We start from the raw sequence: 22,710 nt of genomic DNA on the forward strand, positions 1-22,710 counted from the left end.
GCGTTTTATAAAAAGAAGGCGATAGGGCCTTCTTTTTTGTTTCTAAGCGCATTTTTCTAAGTGCAGTTGAGTCTATTTATTGAAAAGAAAAGCGATAAATAATTGTTTCTTGAAAAGAAAAGTAGTCAAACGGTAGATTTTAGTATGCTCACTTCTTGTTCTATTGATTATTGGCTATAGTTAAACAGAATCATCTTAAATAGAGACGGCTCTGAGAGGAACATTATGAAACTAAAATTAACACCAACTCAAAACTTATGTGTCGGTTTTTTAGAATCAGGCTTTGAGGTTGTTCGGTTAGATGAACAATTTTATTTTGTAAAAGGTGATAAGCGTCAAAAAGTATTGCCTAAAACATTAGATGCCTTGGTGAGTCGTGGTGCTTTAAAGTACACAGAGCAGGGTGACTACCTTCTTAGTGAAGAGTTTATGAACCATCGTAAAGAAATGCGATCGCTTGTTAAGCACCGCGTCACTCATCACTAAAGTACATTATTATAAAGTACATCGTTAAGGTTAATGGCCCGCAGCAAACACTTGCTGCGGGCTAAGTTCGTTTATTGGACCGAGGTAGGTGTTTGCGTAAATAAATGGCTTACAGCCTGTGCTAAACGTGGGCTTATGCGATCACTTTTGAATAAATCCCATAATGGTTGTCTTGTCTCTGGCTGGTGGCTAAGTTCAATGGAAACATGCTTAAATGCCACGTATGCGTCGTCTCTATGTGCCAGCTTTTCCATGATGATTCTTAGCAGTTGAGGGCTCTTAGCTAGCCAATGAGGGCATTTTGCAGCAAGAGCGACAATAGGGTGAGTCTGCTCGTCTGAGCATTCGTTTAGATTGCCTAGTATTCCAAATAATGGCAGTAACAGATTGTCATCCAATTCAGTACGGGATAAGGCTCTAATATAGCTGGCTTGCATTAAGCTATCTTGTTCTTGAAGTAGCTTATCTATAATGGTTAAAGACAAATCAGCGGGTAATATTTCATGTTCTAAGGCGTGACAAAGAGCGCTAACAAAGGGCGTTGGTGCTTGCTTAATTGCGCGAGAAGCCAATGCTAAGTAGCGTGTGTCGTGAATTTTAACTGCTAATTCCGCAATGCCTTGTAGACCAAGTTTTTGCCATTCTTCGCCATCGATTATCTCATTTGATAAGTACTGCACAACATCCTGGAAATATTGAGATTGAGCCCCGTTCAGATTGGTCGCTAATATTGCATGGAAGCTTGCCATACGCTCTTGATCTGGCTTGTAGACATATGGGTTATCTTCGAGGGCTTCAGATAAGCCAGTGGCTTCTCCTTTATTCATAATCTTATCGACAATAGACTTTATAAAATGATCCCGTGTTCCTAAATTTAAACAGCCGGTCTCATCGAGAGGCAGTTTAATAAACCAAATAACACCGGTATCACTGGCTTCTTTCTTGTCGGTATTTTTGTTTTTTAAAAAACAGGCCAGCCATGCGCATTGACGAAAAGGGAAAGGGTAAGCTTGTTGTTTTTTATCAAACTGAATGACTTGCTGTGGAGTGATTTTTCTAATATGCCGGCCAAGATCATAAAAGGTGGCATCACAGCCAACTAACTCAAAAAGATCACAAAGCGATTCAATGTTTTTCATGGTAAATTACAGACTCATTTGATTAATAGCATCATAGTTAAGGTGGTGATAATGAAAGAAATATTACATCATATTACCGTTTTTTATTGGAGAAATCAGGTTGAATAATGAGTTCGAAAATCATTATGTTTTAGCGGACATGTTGTTAGAGTTGGAAATTGCTTTAAGAGAATGTGGTGTTTGGGAATGCGATCAACCCAGTTTAGAGGCATTGGCAAGTGTTGAGCCATTTTGTATTGATACCATGGATTTTTCACAATGGTTAAGGTTTGTCATGATTGAGCGCTTTAAAAGTATTTTAGAGGCGGGCGCCACTCTACCAACGCGTTGTCAAATTTCCCCGATGGCGACTGAAGCCTTTAAGCTTTATTCCCACGGCCATGTATCCAAAATAGTAAAGGTGATTGATAATATTGACGATCATTTGAATCGACAAAATCAGGACTAATGAGTATGAACTCTCCTTATATAAATGATCTTTTATGGCTTATGGAAGGTCACTTTATTGAGAGTGATATTGACCTTTCCTTATACTGGAAAGAGGGATGGGAAGAAGATTTTCAGATTCTTTCGACTGCTCCAGAGTCTCTAGAGCAGGTTGTTCGCTCCTGTAAGTCACATTTTCTAGGGTGCTATTTTGAAGTGTTATTTTCGTTTGCGATTCGGCATTTTTCTACCTTAACCGTACTTCTTGAACATGTACAAATTTCAGAGCAAGGAAAAACGCTAGGTGAAGTTGATATGCTGGTGGAAACCCCAGAAGGGGAGCTGCTGCAATTTGAAATAGCCATTAAATTTTATTTGGAGCGGCCAGACCTTTACCCTGATCATTGGATTGGGCCTAATAAAAACGACAGTTTGAGGCAAAAAGTATCTCGCGCTAGGAGTCATCAATTAACAATTTTTGATACTGATTGTGCCAAAACGCAGTGTCAAAATGTTATAAAAGACCGTCCGATAAAAACCTGCTTGTTAATTTATGGGCGATTGTACTTGTCTTTAAATAATAGTAGCAATGTAGCTGAGCGGATTGAAAATACACAGTTTGGAGGATGGGTTTATGCCTCCAAAGCGGAGAAATTATTTTCTGATTTTCCTTGTGTTATGCTAGCAGAAAAGCCACATTGGTTGTCATTACAAAACTTTACTCGTTCTTGCTCGCTATCTACGACAGAATGGATTGAAAACTTAAAAATTGACTCTCGGCCAAAATATTTATGTTTGTGGCAAAAATCTAAAGGTGCCCCATCGAAACCTGCATATAGTATCTTTGTTGTGCCTGATGCTTGGTGATGAGCAGTTTGTACCGGATTTAAAATACGCCTTCCACTGTATGAAGTAGAATGAAAATCGAATGACAATATGTCCTAACTTGTTAAGCCGTAAAGTTAGTAATCCTTCTTGGGTTATTGATATTAAGCACGCAAATATTTCTTGGTGTAACCAAGATGCGAAGTGGCTATTCAGCCGATTTTTTGGCATCGATGACCTTTCATTGCTTAAAGTGGATGAAAAACTTTTACTTCGTCTTCAGCAGTTTTCACAACATCAATCTATTGGCGCAACACTCAATTTTAGTTGGTCTCATTCAACCACAGCGAAAGATTACTGTGAATGTATTGGTACATTGATTTCTCTAGGCGGTGATCGCAAAGGTGTTTCAGTCAAGGCGAAAATACGAGAGCCGAGCCAAGTGACTGTTAATAAATCTTTGGATCTAGCTTGGTCTTCTTTTGAAACAATTAAGCGCTTTAAAACATTACCAATGGCTATTTTTGATGGTCAGGGTTGTCGCGTTGAAGTAAATGAAAGTTTTAAGAAAATATTTGGTGAAGTGGAAAAAATAGAAGACCTTTTTGTTGTCTCTAGTGCCGTGCATAGCATTATGGCGTCTTTATCCGAGCAGGAATTATTAACCCAAGAAATACGCTTATCTACGTTAAGTGGAATACGCTGGTACCAAATAGAACTGTGTTATCAAATATCGAGCGATAGGGTTTTTCTTTTGACTCATGATGTTCAAGAGAAAAGAGACCATGATGTCGCGCTCTATCGACTAAATAATTATGATTCTCTAACGAATTTGCCTAATCGAAATTTGCTCTATAGTCAGTTAGAAGGCGCTTTAGTGAATGCTCGTAAAAGAAATTTAAAATTCGGTGTTTTATATTTCGATTTAGACTGTTTTAAAGTGGTGAATGATACATTTAGTCATAGAGTTGGTGATGAATTGATCCAGCAAGTGGCTGAAAGAATTAAAAGCATAATACCTCAACGAGCGTGTTTATACCGTTTAGGAGGAGATGAGTTTGTTATTGTTCAAGAGCATGCTGAAATAGATGACTTAATTTCGATTGCTGACATGATAATGAAAAACTCAATTAAGCCTTATCCAGTTTCTCAGATGGAAATGATGATTACGGCCAGTATGGGCATAGCCAGCTATCCAGAACATGGTGAGGATATTGATCATCTACTAAAAAATGCGGATGCTGCTATGTATCGGGCAAAATCCATTGGTCATAACTCTTATTCTATTTATGAGAGTGATATGAACGATAATATTCGAGCGCATTTAACCTTGGGAGGAGGGCTTCGTAAGGCAATAGAAGAAGAGCAATTTGAGCTTTTTTACCAACCTAAGATACGTTTGTCAGATGAAGTAACGGTTGGTGCTGAAGCATTGATTCGTTGGATGCATCCTGAATTAGGCATGATTAGCCCAGATAAATTTATCCCTTTAGCAGAAGAGAGTGGCTTGATTCTTCCATTGGGAGAATGGGTTCTTCGTCGTGCTTGTCTTCAGTTAAAAGAATGGCGAGAGCAAGGTTTTCCTCCTATTAGCTTGTCTGTTAACTTATCTGGTCGACAGTTTATGCAATCTGATCTTGTGGAAATGGTAGGCCAAATTCTAGAAGAAACAGGTGTAGATCCAAAATATTTAGAACTAGAATTAACAGAAAGTATGCTGATGGCGGATGCACAGCAAACGATTGAGAAACTTCATGCTTTTCGAAAACTGGGCCTGACGTTGTCAATTGATGATTTTGGAACAGGTTATTCTTCACTAGCATACTTGAAAAAATTCCCTATACAGACGTTAAAAATAGACCGTTCTTTCGTCAATGATTTGGGGGTAAACAGTGACGATAACGCCATTGTTAAAGCCACTATCGCAATGGCAAATAGCTTAAATTTAAAGGTTATTGCGGAAGGGGTAGAAAATCGAGCGCAAATTGATGTGCTTAATGGATACAAGTGTGAAGAGGTGCAAGGCTATCTTTTTGCCCGGCCGATGAGTAATAGCGACTTTTCCTCTTATATGAATATTAATGTTATGGGGCAAGCATCAATGCTGGCTGTTCATTAAGCGCTAATATTATGTAGGCAATATGTAAAATACCGTCCTATATAGACGCTTTTGTTTTTCTAAGTGTTAGTTGACTTGTTAATAAAGCGATATCCCCATAAAATAATGCAAAATTATATTCATCGGAAATATTTTGCCAACGTTTGAACATCTCTCCTGCCCAATTGACAGATTACCGCTGAGCCTTCAAGAGCGAAGTTTGGTCTGTGCTCACGGACACTCCTTTGATATAGCCAAATCGGGTTATATCAATCTATTACCAGTCCAAAATAAGCGTTCCAAAGACCCTGGCGACAGTAAGGACATGGTTTCTTACCGACAGTTCTTTTTAAACCTTGGTCATTACTTTCCTGTAGTCAAAAACATTATTGATCAGTGGCCTGATGATTTTACTGGAAGCGCCGCTTGTCGTATTTTAGATGCCGGATGTGGCGAAGGATATTATCTTCACCATTTAGCTGACGAGTTTAAAAAGCAGGAGTTAAAGACACATCGTTTAGGTTTAGATATTTCAAAATGGGCAGTCGCCGCGGCCAGTAAGCGAGACAAAGAGACCACTTGGATAGTGGGCAGTAACGCAAGCTTGCCCATGCCAGATGCTTGCTTGGATGTGGTGCTATGCTTGTTTGGTTTTCCGGTGTTTAGTGAATTTCATCGAACGCTTTCTGAGCGAGGCTATCTATTGCTGGTTGAGTCCGGTGAAGATCATCTAATCGAGTTGCGTCAAATCCTTTATCCAAGCATACACCCCTTTAAAGAAACGCACAGTAGCGGTGTTGACGGTTTTAAACTGGTTAAAGAAAGCTCGCTTCATTATCCGTTTACTTTGAATTCGCAAGATGAAATACAACACCTCTTATGTATGACACCGCATATACACAAAGCCTCTTATGAGGGGAAGGAAGCGGTGAAAAAATTAAGCACACTAAATTTAACTGCAAACATTAATTTTCGTTGGTATCAAAAAACGATAGTGGGAGATCATAATGCCGAATAGTTTGAATCATCTTTTTCAGAAAAATAGAGAATGGGCTGAAAAAGTTAACAAAGATGACCCTACTTTTTTTGAGACGTTGTCTCAGCAACAAAAGCCAGAATATTTGTGGATTGGCTGTGCAGACAGCCGTGTGCCCGCCAACCAAATTGTTGATTTACTTCCGGGTGAAGTTTTTGTACATCGAAACATAGCCAATGTCGTTGTTCATACTGATCTTAACTGCTTATCTGTTATTCAATTCGCCGTTGATGTACTGAAAGTTAAACACATCATGGTTGTTGGTCATTACGGTTGTGGTGGCATTCAGGCTGCGATGGACGCCGATGAGCTTGGTTTGGTTGATAATTGGTTGCGCCATATTAAAGATGTGTATCGTCTTCATAAGCAAGAAGTAGACAGTATTGAAGATAATCATCAGCGTTATGATCGGATGTGCGAATTGAATGTAATGGAGCAAGTCTCTCATGTTGCACAAAGTAGTATCGTTCAAAATGCTTGGAAGAGTGGGCAAGAGCTACATGTACATGGTTGGTGTTACAGCATTAAAAATGGTTTTGTGACGGACCTTGAAACAACGCTTTCAAATGTAGAAGCGGCTAAAAATAAGCTTAATGAGTTATAGATAGTACTTACTAATACATAATATTTAGATATAAAAAAACGAGTATTCATCATGCTCGTTTTTTTTATATTAATACTTACAGATTAATCACTTACAGATTAAGTACCTACAGACTAATTGCCAACACTTCTTCTTTTAAAGAAGAAAGCCAATGTATTCTATAGGCTATGATTTTCTGCAATGGCTCTCGCACAACCAGCAATGGTGGATCTTATCCAAATATGGCCGGGATCATGTTGTAATAAAGGGCTCCAAAGCATCTTTAGTTCCACCGGTGGAATATCAAAAGGCGGTGGTAGCACAATCACGTTTTTATTACCTTCCATTAGTTTGGTTGCTAACGATGGTAGTGTTGCAATAAGGCCGAGTTGCTCAGTTGCCCTCATTGCGACATTGTAGTTTCGAGTAAATAATCGGATGTTGCGTTTATAGCCTAAATCCGCGAGTGAACTGTCTACCCAACCCAGTTTTTGAACTTCTTCAGGTTGAATGCCAACACCAACACCAAAGCCGGTCTTACTCACCCACACATGGGGAGACGCAAGATAGGTTTCTAAGGTGAAGTTTTTCGCAATGTCTGAATTGGCAGGCACTAAGCAAGAGAAGCGGTCTACCCAGACAGATTTCTGATGAAACGACTGTGGCAGCGTTTCAAAGCGGTTGATCACCAAGTCGACTTTGCCTTTTTCTACATCGTGAAAACTCACGTCGCTTGGGTTCATGACGTCAAGAATGACGTTTGGTGCTTCGCTTTGTAGTTTCTTCATTAAAGGCGGAATCAGTGTTGCTTCAGCGTAATCGCTGGCCATGATTCGAAACACGCGAGAGCTGGATTCTGCCTCAAAGCTTTGACCCAGATGAAGTACTTCATCGACAGATTGTAGAATGCGCTGTACGCGAGGCTGTAATTGTATAGACAGAGCAGTAGGCATCATGCCATCGCTAGTACGAACCAATAAAGGGTCGTGAAACAGATCTCTTAATCGTCGTAGACCATTGCTCATAGCTGGTTGGGTAATACCAAGCTGATTAGCCGCGTGAGTGACATTTTGCTCTCGTAAAAGAGAGTCTAAATAACGAAGTAAGTTAAGATCTATTTTATCTAACTGCATAAGGGGCTCATGTCGATTAGCATTGGGCTGCATCATACTGCATTTTATCAATGAATAGAACGATGAGCCTCAATATTGCCGTTAGTTTGAGTTGGTTTTATTAAGCTGTTCTATTACTTCATAGCAGGCGCCCATAGTGTGGTAATCCGTTTTTCCGGCTGGGCTTTTGCAATCGTCGTAGGCGCGGTTGTCTTGATGTAAAATTCGGAACCAAGCGCCAAACTCATGATCAATCATGTGTTGCCAGCTGTATTGCCACAGTGACTCATAGCGCTGCCAGTAACGTTCTTCTTTTGTTTCTAAAGCCAGCATGGCCGCCGCCGCAAAGGATTCCGCTTGTACCCAAAAGTACTTGTCACCATCGCAGACATTGCCTTCGGTATCATAGCCGTAGCAAAGCCCGCCGTTGTTATCATCCCAAGACTGAGACCAAGCAAACTCAAAAAGTGATACGGCCTTTGGCACTAGCCAATCTTGTGGTTTGCGTTGTTGGATTAGCAGCAATAACTTAGACCATTCGGTTTGATGTCCTGGCTGGAAACCCCAAGGGCGGAACAGGTTTCTAGGGTCTTGTTTATTGTATTCCCAATCAATTTCCCATTCTGTGGTGTAATGTTCCCAAATTTGTCCCTTACTCAGAGCGGCTTGTCGCTGACAAATATTTTCTGCAATGCGTAATGCACGATCTAGGTATTGTTGTTCTTGAGTGGCATCAAACGCCGCGATCAGTGCTTCACAGCTGTGCATGTTGGCGTTTTGTCCACGGTATGGTGACACGGTTTGCCAATCGGCTGAAATCTCATCTTTATACAGCTCGAACTTGGCGTCCCAGAAATGACTTTCCATTAACGCGAAGGTTTCGGCAATCCAAGGTTTTGCTTCTTCAACACCGGCCTTGTAGGCGGTGGAATAGGCTAATAAGACAAACGCTAAACCATAGCAGTGGTTGGTTTCATCTAGGTTTTCGTCTTTGCTGAGCAACCAAACGTAACCGCCATTATCACGCTTATGACGCTCGCGTAAGTAAGCCAAACCATGTCGAGTGGCTTCTAAATACTCGCTTTTGCCTTCATTTAGGTAGGCCTTTGCGTAATTAAACACAAAGCGAGTACTGCTGACGAGATGGCGAGTATCATGATCGTAAATGTCGCCATTATCTTTGAAAAAATGATAAAAACCACCGTTCTGATCAATGCAATTCGGATGGTAAAAATCCATGGTCGATTTGATGTGCTGATCTAAAAAAGCAGTTGAGCGAAAGTCTGGAAGGTAGCTCATGGCGTTTTCCTTGCTAGGGCATTATAGGAATGCATTTGAATTTTTATTTTTAAAATCTCGTTATGTATAAGATTGAATACAATGGCATACTAACGCCTTTTGTTATTAAATCAATTAGATTTATTAATAATAAATCGTTAGTTTTACGCCCTTAATAACAGAGCAGTTGTGTATGAGATCATCCGGTAGTACTTCAGAACAGAGTCGTATTTATAATGAGCGCATTATTCTTCAATTGATTCGCCAAACTCCAGGCCTGTCTCGCGTTCATATTGCCAAACAAACCGGATTGAGTTCGCAAACTATTTCTGTCATCACATCTTCTTTATTAGAGCGCGAGCTGTTAAAGATTGACGGCAAGGTTAGAGGACGTCGAGGTCAACCATCGGTACAGTTAAGCATTAATAAACAAGGTGCATACGGGGTGGGAATCAACGTAGATAGAGACCATATTAGTGCCGCACTGCTTGATTTTAGCGGTCAGTGTGTATTATCTCTTGAAAGGACGGTTTCTTTTCCAACGGAAAAAATTGCGAAAGACATTGCTCAAGAACTTATTTCTGAGGTTAAAACAAGGCTGCAAAACGATTGGGCTAAAGTTCAAGGTATTGGTTTGGCTAAACCAGATTATATGGATGCTTGGTTAGACTCTTTAGTCACAAATACTGAGCAGAGAGAAGATCTTGTTGGCTTACAAGCAGAATTAATTTACTGGCAGTCACCGGCTTTTGAAACCTGGCTTAGTGAGCAAACATGTTTACCCTGTTACAAGGAAAATGATGCTGTAGCGGCGGCCACCAGCGAGCTTCTATTTTCAACTGGAGTGCCAAGAAAACATTTTTTCTACTTGTTCGTCAGTATTGCCTGTGGTGGCAGTATTGTCACTGATGGAGAGTGTTACTCTGGAGCGCATGGAAAAGCCGGTAGCTTTGGTTTGATTCCGACAGCGACGGGCAAACATGGGAAATGGATACTAGAAGCACTCTCAATATCCTCGTTAAAACGTTTTTTTAATGCGTTGTCGATAGTCTGGCCGCAAGGTGATGATTGGAATAAAACAGAAAATCAAAGCGTTATTATGCAATGGACTCAAGAAGTAGCATTTGAAATACAACCAGCGCTAAGTGCGGTCATCGCCTTATATGATCCAGAAGCCATTGTTGTCGGTGGTCGCTTACCTGACGTTGTTCAGAGCAAGTTGATTGATGCTATTCAATCGGTTCTTGTTCAGCAGAGTGTCTTACCTGTACCAGAGATTTGTTCTGCCCATGCGGATTCAGTCGCGGTGATCCTTGGTGCTGCGGTGCTGCCTCTTTATGAGACCTTTTCCCCACAAAAAGAGCTACTTTTGTTAAGTTCTTCACCTTCTCTCAAGCGATCCTTGTCAATGAGTGTCTAGGTTATGATTAAATTTAAACCTGTTAAGAGAATATCATGAGATTAGAAATACAGTGTGAAGATCGTATTGGCATGGTGCGAGAAGTACTGGATATTTTTGTTCCTCATCACATAGACATTCGCTTAATCGAAGCCGACACAAAACATCATTGTATCTATTGTGGTTTTCCAGACATTACTTTTGCAACGCTACAGCAACTGCTTGGTGAGTTGCGTCGTTTAGAAGGTGTAGAAGATGTAAAAAGAGTGATGTTTACACCTTCTGAACGCGAGCATAATTCCTTATACACACTGCTAGAAGCCTTGCCTGATGGTGTGATTGCCGTTGATCTCAAGGGTACCATTACGATGGCGACAGAGTTGGCAGCACAAGATTTGGGTGTTGATATCGCAGATTTATTACACCGACCTTTGCAGCAGTTTATCAAGGGGGTGAGTTTTGCCAAAGTTACTTGGGATGACATTGTTAATGGAGTGAGTAAGCGTATCCGTATTCGTAACAAGGCGTTGTTACTTGAGATGAAACCTATCTTTGTACCGGATGAATATGGGAGTGCAAATCCGGCGGGAAGTGTTATTCATTTAAAGTCGCAGGCTCGATTAGACCGACAGGCGGCTAATTTTAAACAAGTTCCGGACGCAGAAAATCATCTAGAAAAATATTTTGTACCAGATGTTATAAAAAGTGCGGCAATGCGAAGTATGTTAAATCGCGCTAAGGCATTTACGAATATGGTGGAGCCTTTACTCATTCAGGGAGAGATAGGTACGGGTAAAAGAGATTTAGTGCGGGCCTTGTTTCAACACTGGCAAAAAGAACAAGTTGATCGAGATAGTCAAATAACCATTCGACATGCTCGTGATATCACCATCGAGGACATTGCCAAATTAGATCAGTTTAATGGTTGGCTCGTGATTGAAGACGTCGAATATTTACAAGCGGATGTGCAAGTATCGCTCGCTAACTGGTTGAACCGACATCCAGAATTTTCAACCAGCTTCGATTGTGCGTGTCGAGTCGTGTCGTTAACGACCCAAAAAGAGCCGCAGCTTATTGCGCATGACGGATTGAATCCCGCGCTATATTTCGCTTTATCAAGTTTGTTTTTATATGTTCCTTCATTAAAAGAGCGCCGTGAAGACTTAGCGGGTTTAATTCAGCAAACAGTGCTTTTTTATGCTGAGCGTTACGTTATTTCTATGCCGAAAATTTCCAAAGGAGCCTTGCTTAAAATGTCTCTTTATTCTTGGCCCGGAAATTTAAAAGAGCTACAAAATATCTGCTTACAAACGTTAAATCTGAATAAGTTAAATACGTGGGTACCAGAAAACATTAGATTACCTGGAGATAGTGGCACTATGTCTCTAGAGTTGGTGGATGGATCCCTAGATAAAACAGTTAAGCAGTTTGAAGCGAGTTTGCTAAAAGCATTGTACCCTGAGAACCCGAGCACACGTCGTTTAGCAAAAGCTGTTGGAATAAGTCATAGCGCTATCGCGAATAAACTCAAAGAATATGGGATTAGTTAAGCTGGAAGCATAGAAAAGCCACTTATCAGTCGATAAATGGCTTAAAAATAATTAAGAACAAGTCTTAGTATGGACGACGAGTCGGTACTTTTTTTCGAGGTGTTTCGCGTTCAATTTTGATTGGCTGCAGTTTCACCTTTGGTTGAGAGGCAAGTTTCTGCACATTAACGGCCAGAACCGCAATCGCAGTACAAGCAGCAATGAAAAGTAAAAATTCAAACATAGTGTCTCTCCAAACTTATTCTTCTTAAATCTATCATGGGCCATTATGCTGGCTGGGTAAAGTCCATTTTGTTGTATTTAAGTAAATGGGGGCGATTTCATTTATAGCAAGCTTTCTGCCTTAAAGGTCGTACCTTTTCCTTAAATAACGCGCCACGCCATCTTCATCATGATGACCAATAACGCTATTAGCGGCTTCTTTTACATGTTCAAGTGCGTTTTCTGTCGCAAAAGCTTCATCAGATGCTTCAAACATAGACAAATCATTGTCGCCATCACCAAACACGATCACTCGTTGGGCACCCATTTGCGTTTTTAGTTCCATCAAAGAAGAGCCTTTACAAGCATTACTGTGATGAATGTCTAGCCAGTAGGCGTCTGCTGTATAAATGCCACCACCAGAATAGGCAGTAAGATGGTTGTGTTTTTGGCAATCAGAGACAAGGCTCTCTACCATGTCAGGTCGCCCCATGGCGCTAATATTAGTAATAATAGCATCAGAAGAAAGTTGCTCAATGGGGTGCAAGCTGAGCTGATCATGCGCACCTAACTCATTGGCGATATGGTCACTTAAATCACCATTTAGAGGTGCGTGATACACCTTATGTGAGCCATCTGGATCTAAACAAAAAACAAACGGAGTAACTTGATGATCGGCAAATGCCAATAGTGTCTCGGTGATTAAATCTGGTGTGAGAAAGTTTTGATGGCGATAGGCGTTATCCTGAGGATTCCACCATTCAACACCATTTTTAAAAATCTGCCAATGAGGGAAATCGTGATCAGCAATGCAGGGTTTGGCTGCAAAGTGCGTCCTGCCTGTCGCCACGGTATAAGCAATACCGGCCGCGTCTAAACGTCTTAGGGTATCGCAAGTGTATTCTGAAAGACGTTGCTGACGGTTCAATAAGGTGCCGTCTAAATCAAATGCTAATAAATCCATAATTACCTCACCTTTAAGACGACATAACACTAGCGTATTTTGTCTTACGAAGGAAGCGCTAAGGAGAGGTGGAAAAGCAGACTCGTCAAGATCGACCAGTCTGCTTTTTATTAGGCTTTTTTAACCAGAGCAGGGGATTGAAAGGTAATGCCTTTCCAGCCAGAAATCATAAATTGGCGGATGTTTTGGTGATCATTTGCTGTTGGATTTTGCAGTACATCTACACGATAAAAATCACCAAATAACTGAAGCGTTTCTTCTTGGGTTAATTGGTTAAGTGCCGCAAAGGCAAAAATTTTACAAGAGCCATTGTTTTCATTTTTGGCATTCGCTTGTTGGCCATTAGAAAAGTCAGTAGGAGTAAAATCGTATTCAGTCTCAATGACACTAATGACGTCTTTAAATTGAACCTGTTGTGGTGAGTCTTTTAATTTCGCTAAGAGTGTTTCGCTGTTTAACATAGGAGCTCCATTTTAAGTAACAAGGCAGTATCAATGGTTTTATAAATTAAAGTATTAATGTTTGTTTACAGCGGGTTCGAATCGACGACTTACAAGCTGATACGTAATAAAAGCAGAAATCCCACAGAACGCCATAATTAGTAACATAGGCGCAAAGGTGCCGGTATGGAAAACACTGACTGCAACACCACTTAACGCACCAGAAGAAAAACGAAAAGAGCCTGCAAGTGCCGCAACACTGCCATTATGATCACCTGCATTTCGCATCGCACCAGCCATAAACCCACTACCAAGTATGCCGATAGAGCCCATGAAAAATATGCAAGCGATAACAATGACTGCGAGCGGTGGCTTAGTGAAAAAGCTAATAACAATCATGCTAATAGAAGCGCATAAGAGAATGGAAATAGCGTATTTAATGAGACTGTCAACGCCTACTTTTTCCACTATGCGGCTATTAATTGTGGTTGCTGTCATCATGCCGATAACGTTTAACGCGAATATAAAACCAAAATGAGAAGGTTTTACATCGTACAGTTCAATATAAACATAAGAAGAACCGGTGATAAAACACATCATGCCCGCAAAATGAAAAGAACCTGCCGCTATGTATCCCATTACCGTTGGATTTTTTAACAGCGTGTAATAATTACGCAATGCACCAGACAGTGACAAAGGTTTACGGTGGTCTTTGTGCAGCGTTTCAGGAATGGTTCGAATAAACAGGACGGCGCCAATTGCTGAGATAATCGCGAGAAAGACAAAGATAAAGTGCCAATTTAAAAATACCAGAATAGCACCGCCTAAAATAGGCGCGACAAGGGGAGCCAAAGACATGGTTAACATGACTAGAGACATGGCTTTAGCAAATTGATTTGTCGACATTTTATCTTTGACGAGCGCAGGAATACTGACAGCAACAGCAGCCCCACCGACGGCTTGAATAGCGCGCCCAATAATTAACATTTCATAATTTAGGGCGCAGGCACAAATAATACTGCCCAAACAAAAGAAGCCAAGGCCACTAAGCACCACTTTACGGCGGCCAATAGCGTCAGAAAGCGGGCCAAAAATAAGCTGTAATACAGCAAAGACAATCAAATACATACTGAGAGTCATCTGCACCAAACTTATTTCAGTGTTTAGGTCTTTCGCTATGGATGGAATACTGGGTAAATAAGCGTCTATTGCCAGAGGTGTTAAGCCTGATAATAAGCCAAGAACAAGAATAACGGGAAGAGTTAGCTTCATATAGGTTCAACGAAAATATGAGATTAATTGGAGATGGAGAATTGATTAAAAATCCGCCATGCATGCAGGGATAATTATAATCATTTATGATCGGCTGTGGATTGTTAATTGTGCAAATAGTACGAAAGCAAACTGATTGTTTGCTTACTTTCGTCTTTTGTTAGCTGTCTTTCGATATTATTCACTCTATTGCTGTTAGATTAAAAATAAATTGATTCGCTTGTTGTATCAGCGTCTGAAATTCGCGTGTCTTTTAAACACGTATTTCGAGGCGTCTCTCTAATTACTAAGGAATGTTATGTTACGTTTTTTTGAAAGATGGATAGAAGCTTATCCTGATACTGAGCCTTCTCAGGCGCCAAGTACGCTGTATGCATTCTGTCGATATTATTCAAAAGGTGTTGAAGTTCCTTTAATCTTAATGTCAGTCCTTACTGCAGTCATTGCGATGCTGGAAGTGACCTTGTTCAGTTTCATGGGGCAGTTGGTTGATTGGCTGGTGGTGAAAAATCCTAAAACTTTTTTTGCCGAAGAAGGGACGCATTTACTGGGCATGGCCTTAATGGTGTTGTTAGTCATGCCAGTGGTGACATTTTTGCATTCTGCCATTATTCATCAAACCTTATTGGGTAATTACCCAATGCGCATACGTTGGTTGGCACACCGTTATGTGCTTAAGCAAAGTGTCACCTTCTTTCAAGATGATTTTGCTGGGCGAGTGGCGACCAAAGTCATGCAAACCTCGTTAGCCGTTCGCGAGAGTGTCATGAAATTACTCGATGTTTTAGTTTATATCGTGGTGTATTTCACCTCCATGCTGGTGTTGATCGCCAAGGCAGATTATCGGCTAATGCTGCCGATGCTGGTTTGGCTGGGTATTTATATTGCTTTGCAGTTCTATTTTGTTCCTAGATTAAAACGAGTGTCTACGAAACAAGCGGATGCGCGCTCTACTATGACGGGTCGTATTGTAGACAGCTACACTAATGCATCGACAGTAAAACTGTTTTCTCATACTCAACGCGAAGCCAGTTATGCAAAAGAGGGAATGGATGGATTTTTAGAGACGGTGCACCAGCAGATGCGTTTGGTAACTGGGCTCAATGTGGGCGTGCAAGTGTGTAACTATGTGCTGGCATTTAGTGTGGCTGGGGTGGCTATTTTACTTTGGACATATGGCCAAATAAGTATTGGTGCGATTGCTATTGCGGTCAGCTTATCTTTGCGAATAAACGGCATGGCGCAATGGATTATGTGGGAAGTGAGTTCGCTGTTTGAGAATATCGGTATGGTAACCGATGGCATGAAAACGTTATCCAAACCACTGCAAATTCAAGACAAAGAGGGGGCTAAGCCATTACTGGTTAAGCAAGGTGATATTCGCTTCGAGCAGGTGCATTTTCATTACGGTCGACAAGACAGCAAAGTTATCGAAAACCTGAATTTGTCCATAAAATCAGGTGAGAAAATCGGTGTGGTGGGCCGCTCTGGGGCAGGTAAATCAACGATTGTGAATTTGCTGATGCGGTTTCATGATATTGAATCAGGTCGTATTTTGATTGACGATCAAGACATCACCCAAGTGCAACAAGATACCTTACGAGCCAATATTGGTATGGTGACGCAAGACACGTCTTTATTGCACCGTACGGTACGCGAAAATTTACTTTATGGTCGTCCTGATGCCAGTGAAGAAGAAATGATCGCGGCGGCAAAACAAGCCGAAGCGCATGATTTCATTCAAACGCTAACAGATTCTTTTGGCAATGCAGGATACGATGCCATGGTCGGTGAACGTGGCGTTAAATTGTCAGGTGGTCAGCGTCAGCGTATTGCCATTGCGCGAGTGCTGCTAAAAGATGCTCCTTTACTTGTTTTGGATGAAGCCACCTCGGCGCTCGACTCTGAAGTGGAAGCGGCTATTCAAGAAAGTCTTTACCGATTAATGGAAGGTAAAACTGTGATTGCGATCGCCCATCGGCTGTCTACTATTGCGGCTATGGATCGTTTAATAGTGCTGGATAGCGGTGAAATCGCTGAACAAGGTACTCATGAAGAGTTAATCCAGCGTGGTGGTATTTATGCCAAACTCTGGTCCCATCAAACCGGTGGATTCTTAGCGGAAGACATTATTTTATAGCGAGTGAGTAATATGACGTATTTGATTTTATGTGTGGCGATTTTGTGTGAAGTGATTGCCACCACGGCACTGAAAGCATCGGACTCTTTTACTCGATTGGTGCCCAGTTCTATTACTGTGATTGGTTATGTTGTTTCATTGTATTTGCTGACAATTGTGATGCGAGCAATGCCCACAGGGATTGCTTATGCTATTTGGTCCGGATTGGGGGTTGTACTGATTTCGTTGTTTGGTTATTTATTTGCTAATGAGAAACTGGATTTAGCCGCTTGGTTAGGGATGAGTTTTATTGTTGCCGGAGTCGTGGTGATTAATTTGTTTTCTAAATCAGTGAGTCATTAGCGTTGTTGTAAGCAGAACCTAAAAAAACAGTATAAACGCGGCTTTGGCCGCGTTTATACTTAAATTTGGGTGTTATCAGTGCAAAGTATGCCGAGAGTGGGGCGCTTTACGACTGAGTATTGCTGGTAGGCTGAGTAAGTTTGACCTTACCTATTTTATTGGCAAGCCAAACAAATTGATAAGGCATAAGCGTGACTGTTGCTAAATGATCTTCATAAATTTGATCGGTGATCAAATCTCTCCAATCGTCGGTAGCAATCAAGTTAAGCTCTGACAAGTTAAAACTCTGCGGCTGATCCGTCATGTTGTACACTGCAAATAAGCTTTGGCGTCGATCTAAACTTTGGCGCCAGAAAGCAAATAGATTGTCACCCATGTGCAGTACATATTGCGTAGCATTAGGATGGAAAGACGTTTGAGCCCGACGAATTTGTGTTAAACGCGATAGCCCATTAAATACTTTCTGATGATGTGTTGGCGTGTTTAGCGCGTGTTCTAAATCGTCCATTTGCCAAATGTGACGATTAATGGAGCGGAACTGACCAGTATTATCTACACGCTCATTATCGTTTTCTGTGCCAAAGAAGCTGTGAATATAAAAGGCCGGAACACCTTCTAATGACATCATTACCCCAGCAGCACACATAAAGCGTGCAAACTGCCATTGATCCGGTCCTTGTTGTACCGAACCAGACAAAGCATTCCATAAGCTAATGTTTATTTCGTAAGGCTTGGCCTCGCCTTGTGGTGTGGTTCTAGAGCTTAAACGACCGCCAAAGCGCTTCATGGTATTGATCAGTGTTTCCAGCTCCCATTCAGATAAGAGGCCTTCCGTAGGGCGTAAACCGATACCGTCATGAGAGGCGATAAAGTTTAGATAAGTCGTCCCCTGCTGGGCTGGAGGCATAGACATGAGCCATTGCTTGAGATGCGCGCAATTCCCCGTAATTAAGCTGTTAATAAGCAACGGAGGTAAAGAAAAGTTGTAAATTAAATGCGCTTCGTTGGCGTTACCAAAGTAGGTCAGATTTTCTTGGTTCGGAATATTGGTTTCAGTAATGATCACGGAGTCCGGCGCGTAATGCTCGATCATTAAGCGCAATAAACGAATCATTTCATGAGTTTGTGGTAGGTTGATGCACGGCGTGCCGGGTATTTTCCATAAAAAAGCGACCGCATCCAGACGGAACCAGCGAATGCCTTTTTCTAGATATAAACGGATAATACCAAGAAACTCTAAGAGTACGTCTGGGTTTTCAAAGTTCAGATCAACTTGGTCATGGCTGAAGGTACACCAAACATGTTTTTCGCCATTTTTGGTTTGTACTTCGCGCAATAAAGGGGATGTTCTTGGTCTAATGACCGCGCTTAAATCGGCATTAGGGTCGGCTTCATAAAAAAACGTTGCGCCTGGATTAACGCCTGCTTTGTAGTTTTCAAACCACATGCTTCGGCTAGAGCAATGGTTGATGACTAAGTCTCCCATTACTTTAAAATCTTTGGCGATTTCTGAAATATGCCCCCAACGGCCAGAGGCAGGGTTTACCGTGGTGTAATCCATCACACTAAAACCATCATCAGAGCTGTAAGGGAAAAATGGCAATAAATGAACCGCAGAAATACAGTCGGTTAATTTGTTTTTGATAAACTTTTGCAGGGTTGCTAATGGTGCTTCACCTTCAGTGCGCAAGGTATCTGCGTAGGTGATAAGCATAATGTCGGATTGATCCCATAAATTTAGATGGGGTCGTGGGGACTCTGTTTTTGGGTCAAGGTTAAACCTCGCAAGGCAGGTGCGGGCAAGTTCACTTGCATCGTAATTAGGGTACAAGGTTTGCAAATGAGCCATAAGCCGTTGTTCTAATTGAGAGGGCGCAGCATTTTCCATGACAACCTACCTGTAATAAATTTGAAAAAGGAAATCCAAGTCCTGTTATTTAACAGAACTTGGTACCGTTGTGAAAAGAGTGTTTATTTTGCTCCGAATTCATTCATATCTTGTTCAACAGCAAGAGCGAGTTGGTTCATTACGCCAGGGAAAGCACTAACGACACGGTTCCAGCTTGGAATAAATGGAGCCTCCATTGGGTTAGCGAGATACATCTCACCGGCTTTCATAATATTACCGGCGAACAGCTCAACTGCTTGTTCTTCCAAGTGTACATCTAACTTAAGGCCATTAATTTCTGCGTCGTTGCGGTAAGTTTCAATAAAGTCTAATGCCACGCGATAGTAAGTTGCCTTGATAGTACGGAAGGTCTCTTGATTAAAGATAATACCGTTTGTTGCCAGCTTTCTGAAAATTGCTTTGGTGATGTCGATGGACATTTTAGACAATCCTCCATCATCATTTTCTGCTGACAGGTCTTGGTGTTTATGGTCGTAAACATCGGCAATATCAACTTGGCATAAACGGTTATTGGAGTAGTTACGTTGCATTTCGCTTAGTACGCCAATTTCTAAGCCCCAATCGCTCGGAATACGAATATCCGTCATCACATCGCGACGGAAAGAAAACTCACCGGCTAATGGATAACGATAGCTATCTAGATAATCCAAATACTCCAAGTTACCGAAGACTTTTTTCAATGAGTAGAGCAGAGGAGTAACTAATAAGCGACTGACGCGACCGTTCATCTTGCCGTTAGCAGTACGAGAATAAAAACCTTTACAGAATTCGTAGTTAAACCTTGGATTGGCAACGGGGTAAATTAAGCGAGCTAATAGCTCTCTATCATAAGTGACGATATCGCAATCATGCATAGCGATAGATTCGGCTTTCCCCGCGGCTAAGTTGTAGCCCATACAAAACCAGACATTACGACCTTTACCAGGAGCAGAAGGCGAAAGATGCTCGCCTTTTAATACGCTATCAATGGCGCGCAATCGAGGGCCGTCGTTCCACAATACTTTGTGTTTTTGCGGCAGTACGCTGAAAAACTCCAGAGCGTGGCGATATTGTTCTTCAGTAGCACGGTCTAGGCCAATGATGATTTCTTCTAAATACGTGACTTTTTTCAGATGCTCAATAATATTCGGCATCGCATCGGTTTCTAATTCGGAATATAAGCAAGGAAGAATAAGAGACATAGGCCGAGTTTTAGAAAACTCGCACAATTCTCTTTCCATTTCTTCAAGAGGGCGGTGCGCTAAATTGTGTAATGTGGTGATGATTCCGTTTTGATGAAAATCGCCCATAATATTTCTCCTAATGCCGTTATGCTAAGACTCGGCATAACGAACGTTATTGTTGTACTAAGTGAGTGGTTTCTAAAATCGTGTACCTTACGCTTGTGTTTCAATGTTATGCAGGGCTGTTTTTTTAAAGAATGCCTTGTTTACTCAGCGCCTTATCAATAGCTTGTGCCCACCCTTCAGGGCCATAGGCATCAGTCAGCCAAGCATCATTACGATTAGGGATTTCTAGTGGTGCGTGAACAGGTGAGCGAATCACCACAGCAATGTCTGCTTTACTGAGCATGCCGATATCATTTTCGCCATCCCCAAGCGCCATAGTGGTGACCGCTTCTTTATAATGTGATTGGTAGCGTTCGCTTAGCCATAGCATTGCGCGTGCTTTATCGCAGTTTTTCCCCATCAAATGAGTGAAGCGTCCGCCTTTTTGTACTTGAACCCCTTTTATTTCAAGCTCTTGATTTAATTGGCTAAGAGCGATGGTCGAATCCTGCCATACCATGGGTTCGGTAAACTCTCGTTGCATTGCAAGCTTGGCATTGGCTTCAGACAGCCCGGTTAAATCAACCACGTCCTGCCATTGCATGTCATGAAAACCTTGGAAGCGGTAACGCGCTTTGCAATCATCGATTATATCGATCAAGGCTTGACGGTTTGGACCGAAGGATTTTAACCAAAAGTCACCGTGATCTTCTAAGGAATCATCGATGGGCAACCCTAGGTGTTTGGGAAGATAGATAGCCGCCCCATTTTCTACGATAAATGGATCTTGGTGGCCGAGCTTGGTTCGTAGTTGGATTAATTCTGCGTAGGTTTTACTGGTGTTTAAAATACAAGGAATGCTAAGCGTTTTAAGTGCTTGAAAAGCCTGTATAGCAGGTTGGAAACTGTAAGTATGATGGTCAAGTAAGGTGCCATCGAGATCTGAAAATACTAAAAGACGAGTCATTGTTGTAGGACCTATTTAAAGGAGCAAAGGCAAATCTGTGCCCTGCGACGTTAAATGATCTTATACCTCCTAATTAGCTAGGCAACGGATTTTATTTATCGAACGTTGCTATTTCACTCAAACTATTCCAGTGAAAGATGATTCATTGATCTTGCAAATCTGGTGCCAGTCAGTGAAAGTAACCTTTCGTGCGGGGCTGTTGAGTTCCTGTTTAGACACTAACGCGTTAATTGAACAAACATATGACAATGAACTTAAAATTAATATTTTCTACTTTTTTGGCATTGGTCGCTTTTGCTGCTAACTCTGTCTTATGTCGTCTGGCGCTGGTGCAAAATGATTCTGGTGCCTTAATTGATCCAGCGTCTTTTACCCTAGTCAGATTGGTCAGTGGTGCCTTGATGTTATGTGTGTTGTGTCTTTTTTATCGAGATAAGAACAGCACGCCAGCGGTTAAAACTCGATTGCAACAAGTGTGGTTGTCTGGCAGTTGGCCTTCGGCTCTGGCGTTGTTCGTTTACGCGCTTGGTTTTTCTTACGCGTACGTTTCATTAGCCACAGGTATTGGTGCCCTTATTTTATTTGGCGCTGTGCAGATTACCTTGATTTTATTGTCTTTTATCAATGGGCATCGGATGAAATGGCTAGAGTGGTTGGGGCTTGCGGTGGCGTTTTCCGGCTTTGTTTATCTAGTATTGCCGACGCTTTCAACGCCGTCTGCTATCGGCTTTGTGCTAATGGCTTTAGCGGGTATCGCATGGGGGATTTATACCTGGCATGGTAAAAAAGTGACCAAGCCATTGTTTGCCACGGCGTCTAATTTTGTGCGTACGCTTCCGTTGCTGTTAATAGTGCTGGTTTGTGTTGGTTTTCAGCTCGACATCACCCTAAAAGGGTTTTGGTTGGCGGTTGCATCTGGTTCGATTATGTCTGGATTGGGTTACGCGATTTGGTATGCGGTGCTGGCACACATGAGTGCATCTGTGGCGGCGGTATTGCAACTATTAGTACCAATTATTGCGACATTAGGCGGTGTTATTTTCGCTAATGAAAGCGTGACTTTGCACTTGATTCTGGCGTCAGCGGCGGTGTTAGGTGGTGTTTTGATTGTCTTAGTTGGTAAGCGAAAATAATATTTTTGCACAGAAATGGTGCGTGTTTTTGCCTTTGCGCTAATTTGGATATCTTGTGTGCATCAGAATCGTCTGTTTGATGGGTCGGTATTTTAGTGCTATCTAGATAAGGGCTTTCTGGGTAGGCGTTGAGGTATTTTGC

The 22,710-nt window shown here is 41.6% G+C and carries 21 protein-coding genes; 11 read left to right on the forward strand and 10 right to left on the reverse strand.

Features of this window, described 5'->3' with window-relative positions; genetic code table 11:
- Positions 1-225: 225 nt before the first annotated feature.
- Entirely contained in the window at positions 226-486 is a 261-nt protein-coding gene (locus tag E0D70_RS01855; RefSeq protein WP_133010553.1) for a formyltetrahydrofolate deformylase, read from the forward strand.
- Positions 487-557: 71 nt separating this feature from the next.
- On the opposite strand, the gene E0D70_RS01860 is transcribed toward E0D70_RS01855, so the two are convergent.
- Entirely contained in the window at positions 558-1,625 is a 1,068-nt protein-coding gene (locus E0D70_RS01860; protein WP_133010554.1) for a DUF3549 family protein, read from the reverse strand.
- A 100-nt stretch (positions 1,626-1,725) separates the two neighbouring features.
- Here E0D70_RS01860 and E0D70_RS01865 point away from each other — a divergent pair, with 100 nt between their 5' ends.
- The 5 genes from E0D70_RS01865 (at position 1,726) to can (ending at position 6,614) form a co-directional block, all read left to right on the forward strand.
- Positions 1,726-2,073 (forward strand): YqcC family protein, encoded by a 348-nt coding sequence (locus E0D70_RS01865; protein WP_133010555.1) that lies wholly within the window; start codon positions 1,726-1,728, stop codon positions 2,071-2,073.
- Between the two features lie 5 nt (positions 2,074-2,078).
- Positions 2,079-2,918, forward strand: coding sequence for a DUF1853 family protein (locus tag E0D70_RS01870; RefSeq protein ID WP_165942845.1), 840 nt, complete (start codon positions 2,079-2,081; stop codon positions 2,916-2,918).
- Between the two features lie 61 nt (positions 2,919-2,979).
- On the forward strand, positions 2,980-4,995 hold the full coding sequence (locus E0D70_RS01875; protein WP_133010557.1) for a putative bifunctional diguanylate cyclase/phosphodiesterase: 2,016 nt from the start codon (positions 2,980-2,982) through the stop codon (positions 4,993-4,995).
- Positions 4,996-5,128: 133 nt separating this feature from the next.
- Positions 5,129-5,992, forward strand: a complete 864-nt coding sequence (locus tag E0D70_RS01880; protein ID WP_133010558.1) for a putative RNA methyltransferase — start codon at positions 5,129-5,131, stop codon at positions 5,990-5,992.
- Positions 5,982-6,614, forward strand: coding sequence for a carbonate dehydratase (gene can, locus E0D70_RS01885; RefSeq protein WP_133010559.1), 633 nt, complete (start codon positions 5,982-5,984; stop codon positions 6,612-6,614). Before E0D70_RS01880 ends, can begins: the two co-directional genes overlap by 11 nt.
- 158 nt (positions 6,615-6,772) lie before the next feature.
- Here can and E0D70_RS01890 read toward each other — a convergent pair whose 3' ends face one another.
- Complete coding sequence (locus E0D70_RS01890; protein ID WP_133010560.1) at positions 6,773-7,726, reverse strand: LysR family transcriptional regulator; 954 nt, start codon at positions 7,724-7,726, stop codon at positions 6,773-6,775.
- Positions 7,727-7,807: 81 nt separating this feature from the next.
- The gene (locus tag E0D70_RS01895; protein WP_133010561.1) at positions 7,808-9,004 is read right to left on the reverse strand and encodes an AGE family epimerase/isomerase; all 1,197 of its coding nucleotides are present in this window, start codon (positions 9,002-9,004) and stop codon (positions 7,808-7,810) included.
- 172 nt (positions 9,005-9,176) lie between these two features.
- Between E0D70_RS01895 and E0D70_RS01900 the strand changes: the two genes are divergently transcribed.
- A complete protein-coding gene (locus E0D70_RS01900) occupies positions 9,177-10,403 on the forward strand; it encodes an ROK family transcriptional regulator (protein ID WP_133010562.1) in 1,227 nt (408 codons plus the stop codon).
- A 35-nt stretch (positions 10,404-10,438) separates the two neighbouring features.
- Entirely contained in the window at positions 10,439-11,932 is a 1,494-nt protein-coding gene (locus E0D70_RS01905; protein WP_133010563.1) for a TyrR/PhhR family helix-turn-helix DNA-binding protein, read from the forward strand.
- Positions 11,933-11,996: 64 nt separating this feature from the next.
- Here the strand turns inward: E0D70_RS01905 and E0D70_RS17465 are convergent, their stop codons facing one another.
- The 4 genes from E0D70_RS17465 to E0D70_RS01920 form a co-directional block, all read right to left on the reverse strand.
- Complete coding sequence (locus E0D70_RS17465) at positions 11,997-12,155, reverse strand: hypothetical protein (protein ID WP_165942846.1); 159 nt, start codon at positions 12,153-12,155, stop codon at positions 11,997-11,999.
- A 120-nt stretch (positions 12,156-12,275) separates the two neighbouring features.
- A complete protein-coding gene (locus E0D70_RS01910) occupies positions 12,276-13,097 on the reverse strand; it encodes an HAD family hydrolase (protein ID WP_133010564.1) in 822 nt (273 codons plus the stop codon).
- Between the two features lie 110 nt (positions 13,098-13,207).
- Complete coding sequence (locus tag E0D70_RS01915; protein WP_133010565.1) at positions 13,208-13,558, reverse strand: HopJ type III effector protein; 351 nt, start codon at positions 13,556-13,558, stop codon at positions 13,208-13,210.
- A 54-nt stretch (positions 13,559-13,612) separates the two neighbouring features.
- Complete coding sequence (locus tag E0D70_RS01920) at positions 13,613-14,809, reverse strand: Bcr/CflA family multidrug efflux MFS transporter (protein ID WP_133010566.1); 1,197 nt, start codon at positions 14,807-14,809, stop codon at positions 13,613-13,615.
- Between the two features lie 298 nt (positions 14,810-15,107).
- Between E0D70_RS01920 and E0D70_RS01925 the strand changes: the two genes are divergently transcribed.
- Complete coding sequence (locus E0D70_RS01925; protein WP_133010567.1) at positions 15,108-16,949, forward strand: ABC transporter ATP-binding protein; 1,842 nt, start codon at positions 15,108-15,110, stop codon at positions 16,947-16,949.
- 12 nt (positions 16,950-16,961) lie between these two features.
- A complete protein-coding gene (locus E0D70_RS01930; RefSeq protein WP_133010568.1) occupies positions 16,962-17,291 on the forward strand; it encodes a DMT family transporter in 330 nt (109 codons plus the stop codon).
- A 106-nt stretch (positions 17,292-17,397) separates the two neighbouring features.
- Here the strand turns inward: E0D70_RS01930 and E0D70_RS01935 are convergent, their stop codons facing one another.
- The 3 genes from E0D70_RS01935 to E0D70_RS01945 form a co-directional block, all read right to left on the reverse strand.
- Positions 17,398-19,179, reverse strand: coding sequence for an alpha-amylase family glycosyl hydrolase (locus E0D70_RS01935; protein ID WP_133010569.1), 1,782 nt, complete (start codon positions 19,177-19,179; stop codon positions 17,398-17,400).
- 83 nt (positions 19,180-19,262) lie between these two features.
- The gene (locus E0D70_RS01940; protein ID WP_133010570.1) at positions 19,263-20,489 is read right to left on the reverse strand and encodes a glycosyltransferase family protein; all 1,227 of its coding nucleotides are present in this window, start codon (positions 20,487-20,489) and stop codon (positions 19,263-19,265) included.
- Positions 20,490-20,613: 124 nt separating this feature from the next.
- Positions 20,614-21,435: an HAD-IIB family hydrolase gene (locus E0D70_RS01945; protein ID WP_133010571.1), complete on the reverse strand. Its 822-nt coding sequence runs from the start codon at positions 21,433-21,435 to the stop codon at positions 20,614-20,616.
- A 248-nt stretch (positions 21,436-21,683) separates the two neighbouring features.
- On the opposite strand from E0D70_RS01945, the gene E0D70_RS01950 reads away from it, so the two are divergent.
- Complete coding sequence (locus tag E0D70_RS01950; RefSeq protein ID WP_338068559.1) at positions 21,684-22,568, forward strand: DMT family transporter; 885 nt, start codon at positions 21,684-21,686, stop codon at positions 22,566-22,568.
- The last annotated feature ends 142 nt before the right edge of the window (positions 22,569-22,710 follow it).

The organism is Marinomonas flavescens, from assembly GCF_004352835.1.
Classification (GTDB): domain Bacteria; phylum Pseudomonadota; class Gammaproteobacteria; order Pseudomonadales; family Marinomonadaceae; genus Marinomonas; species Marinomonas flavescens.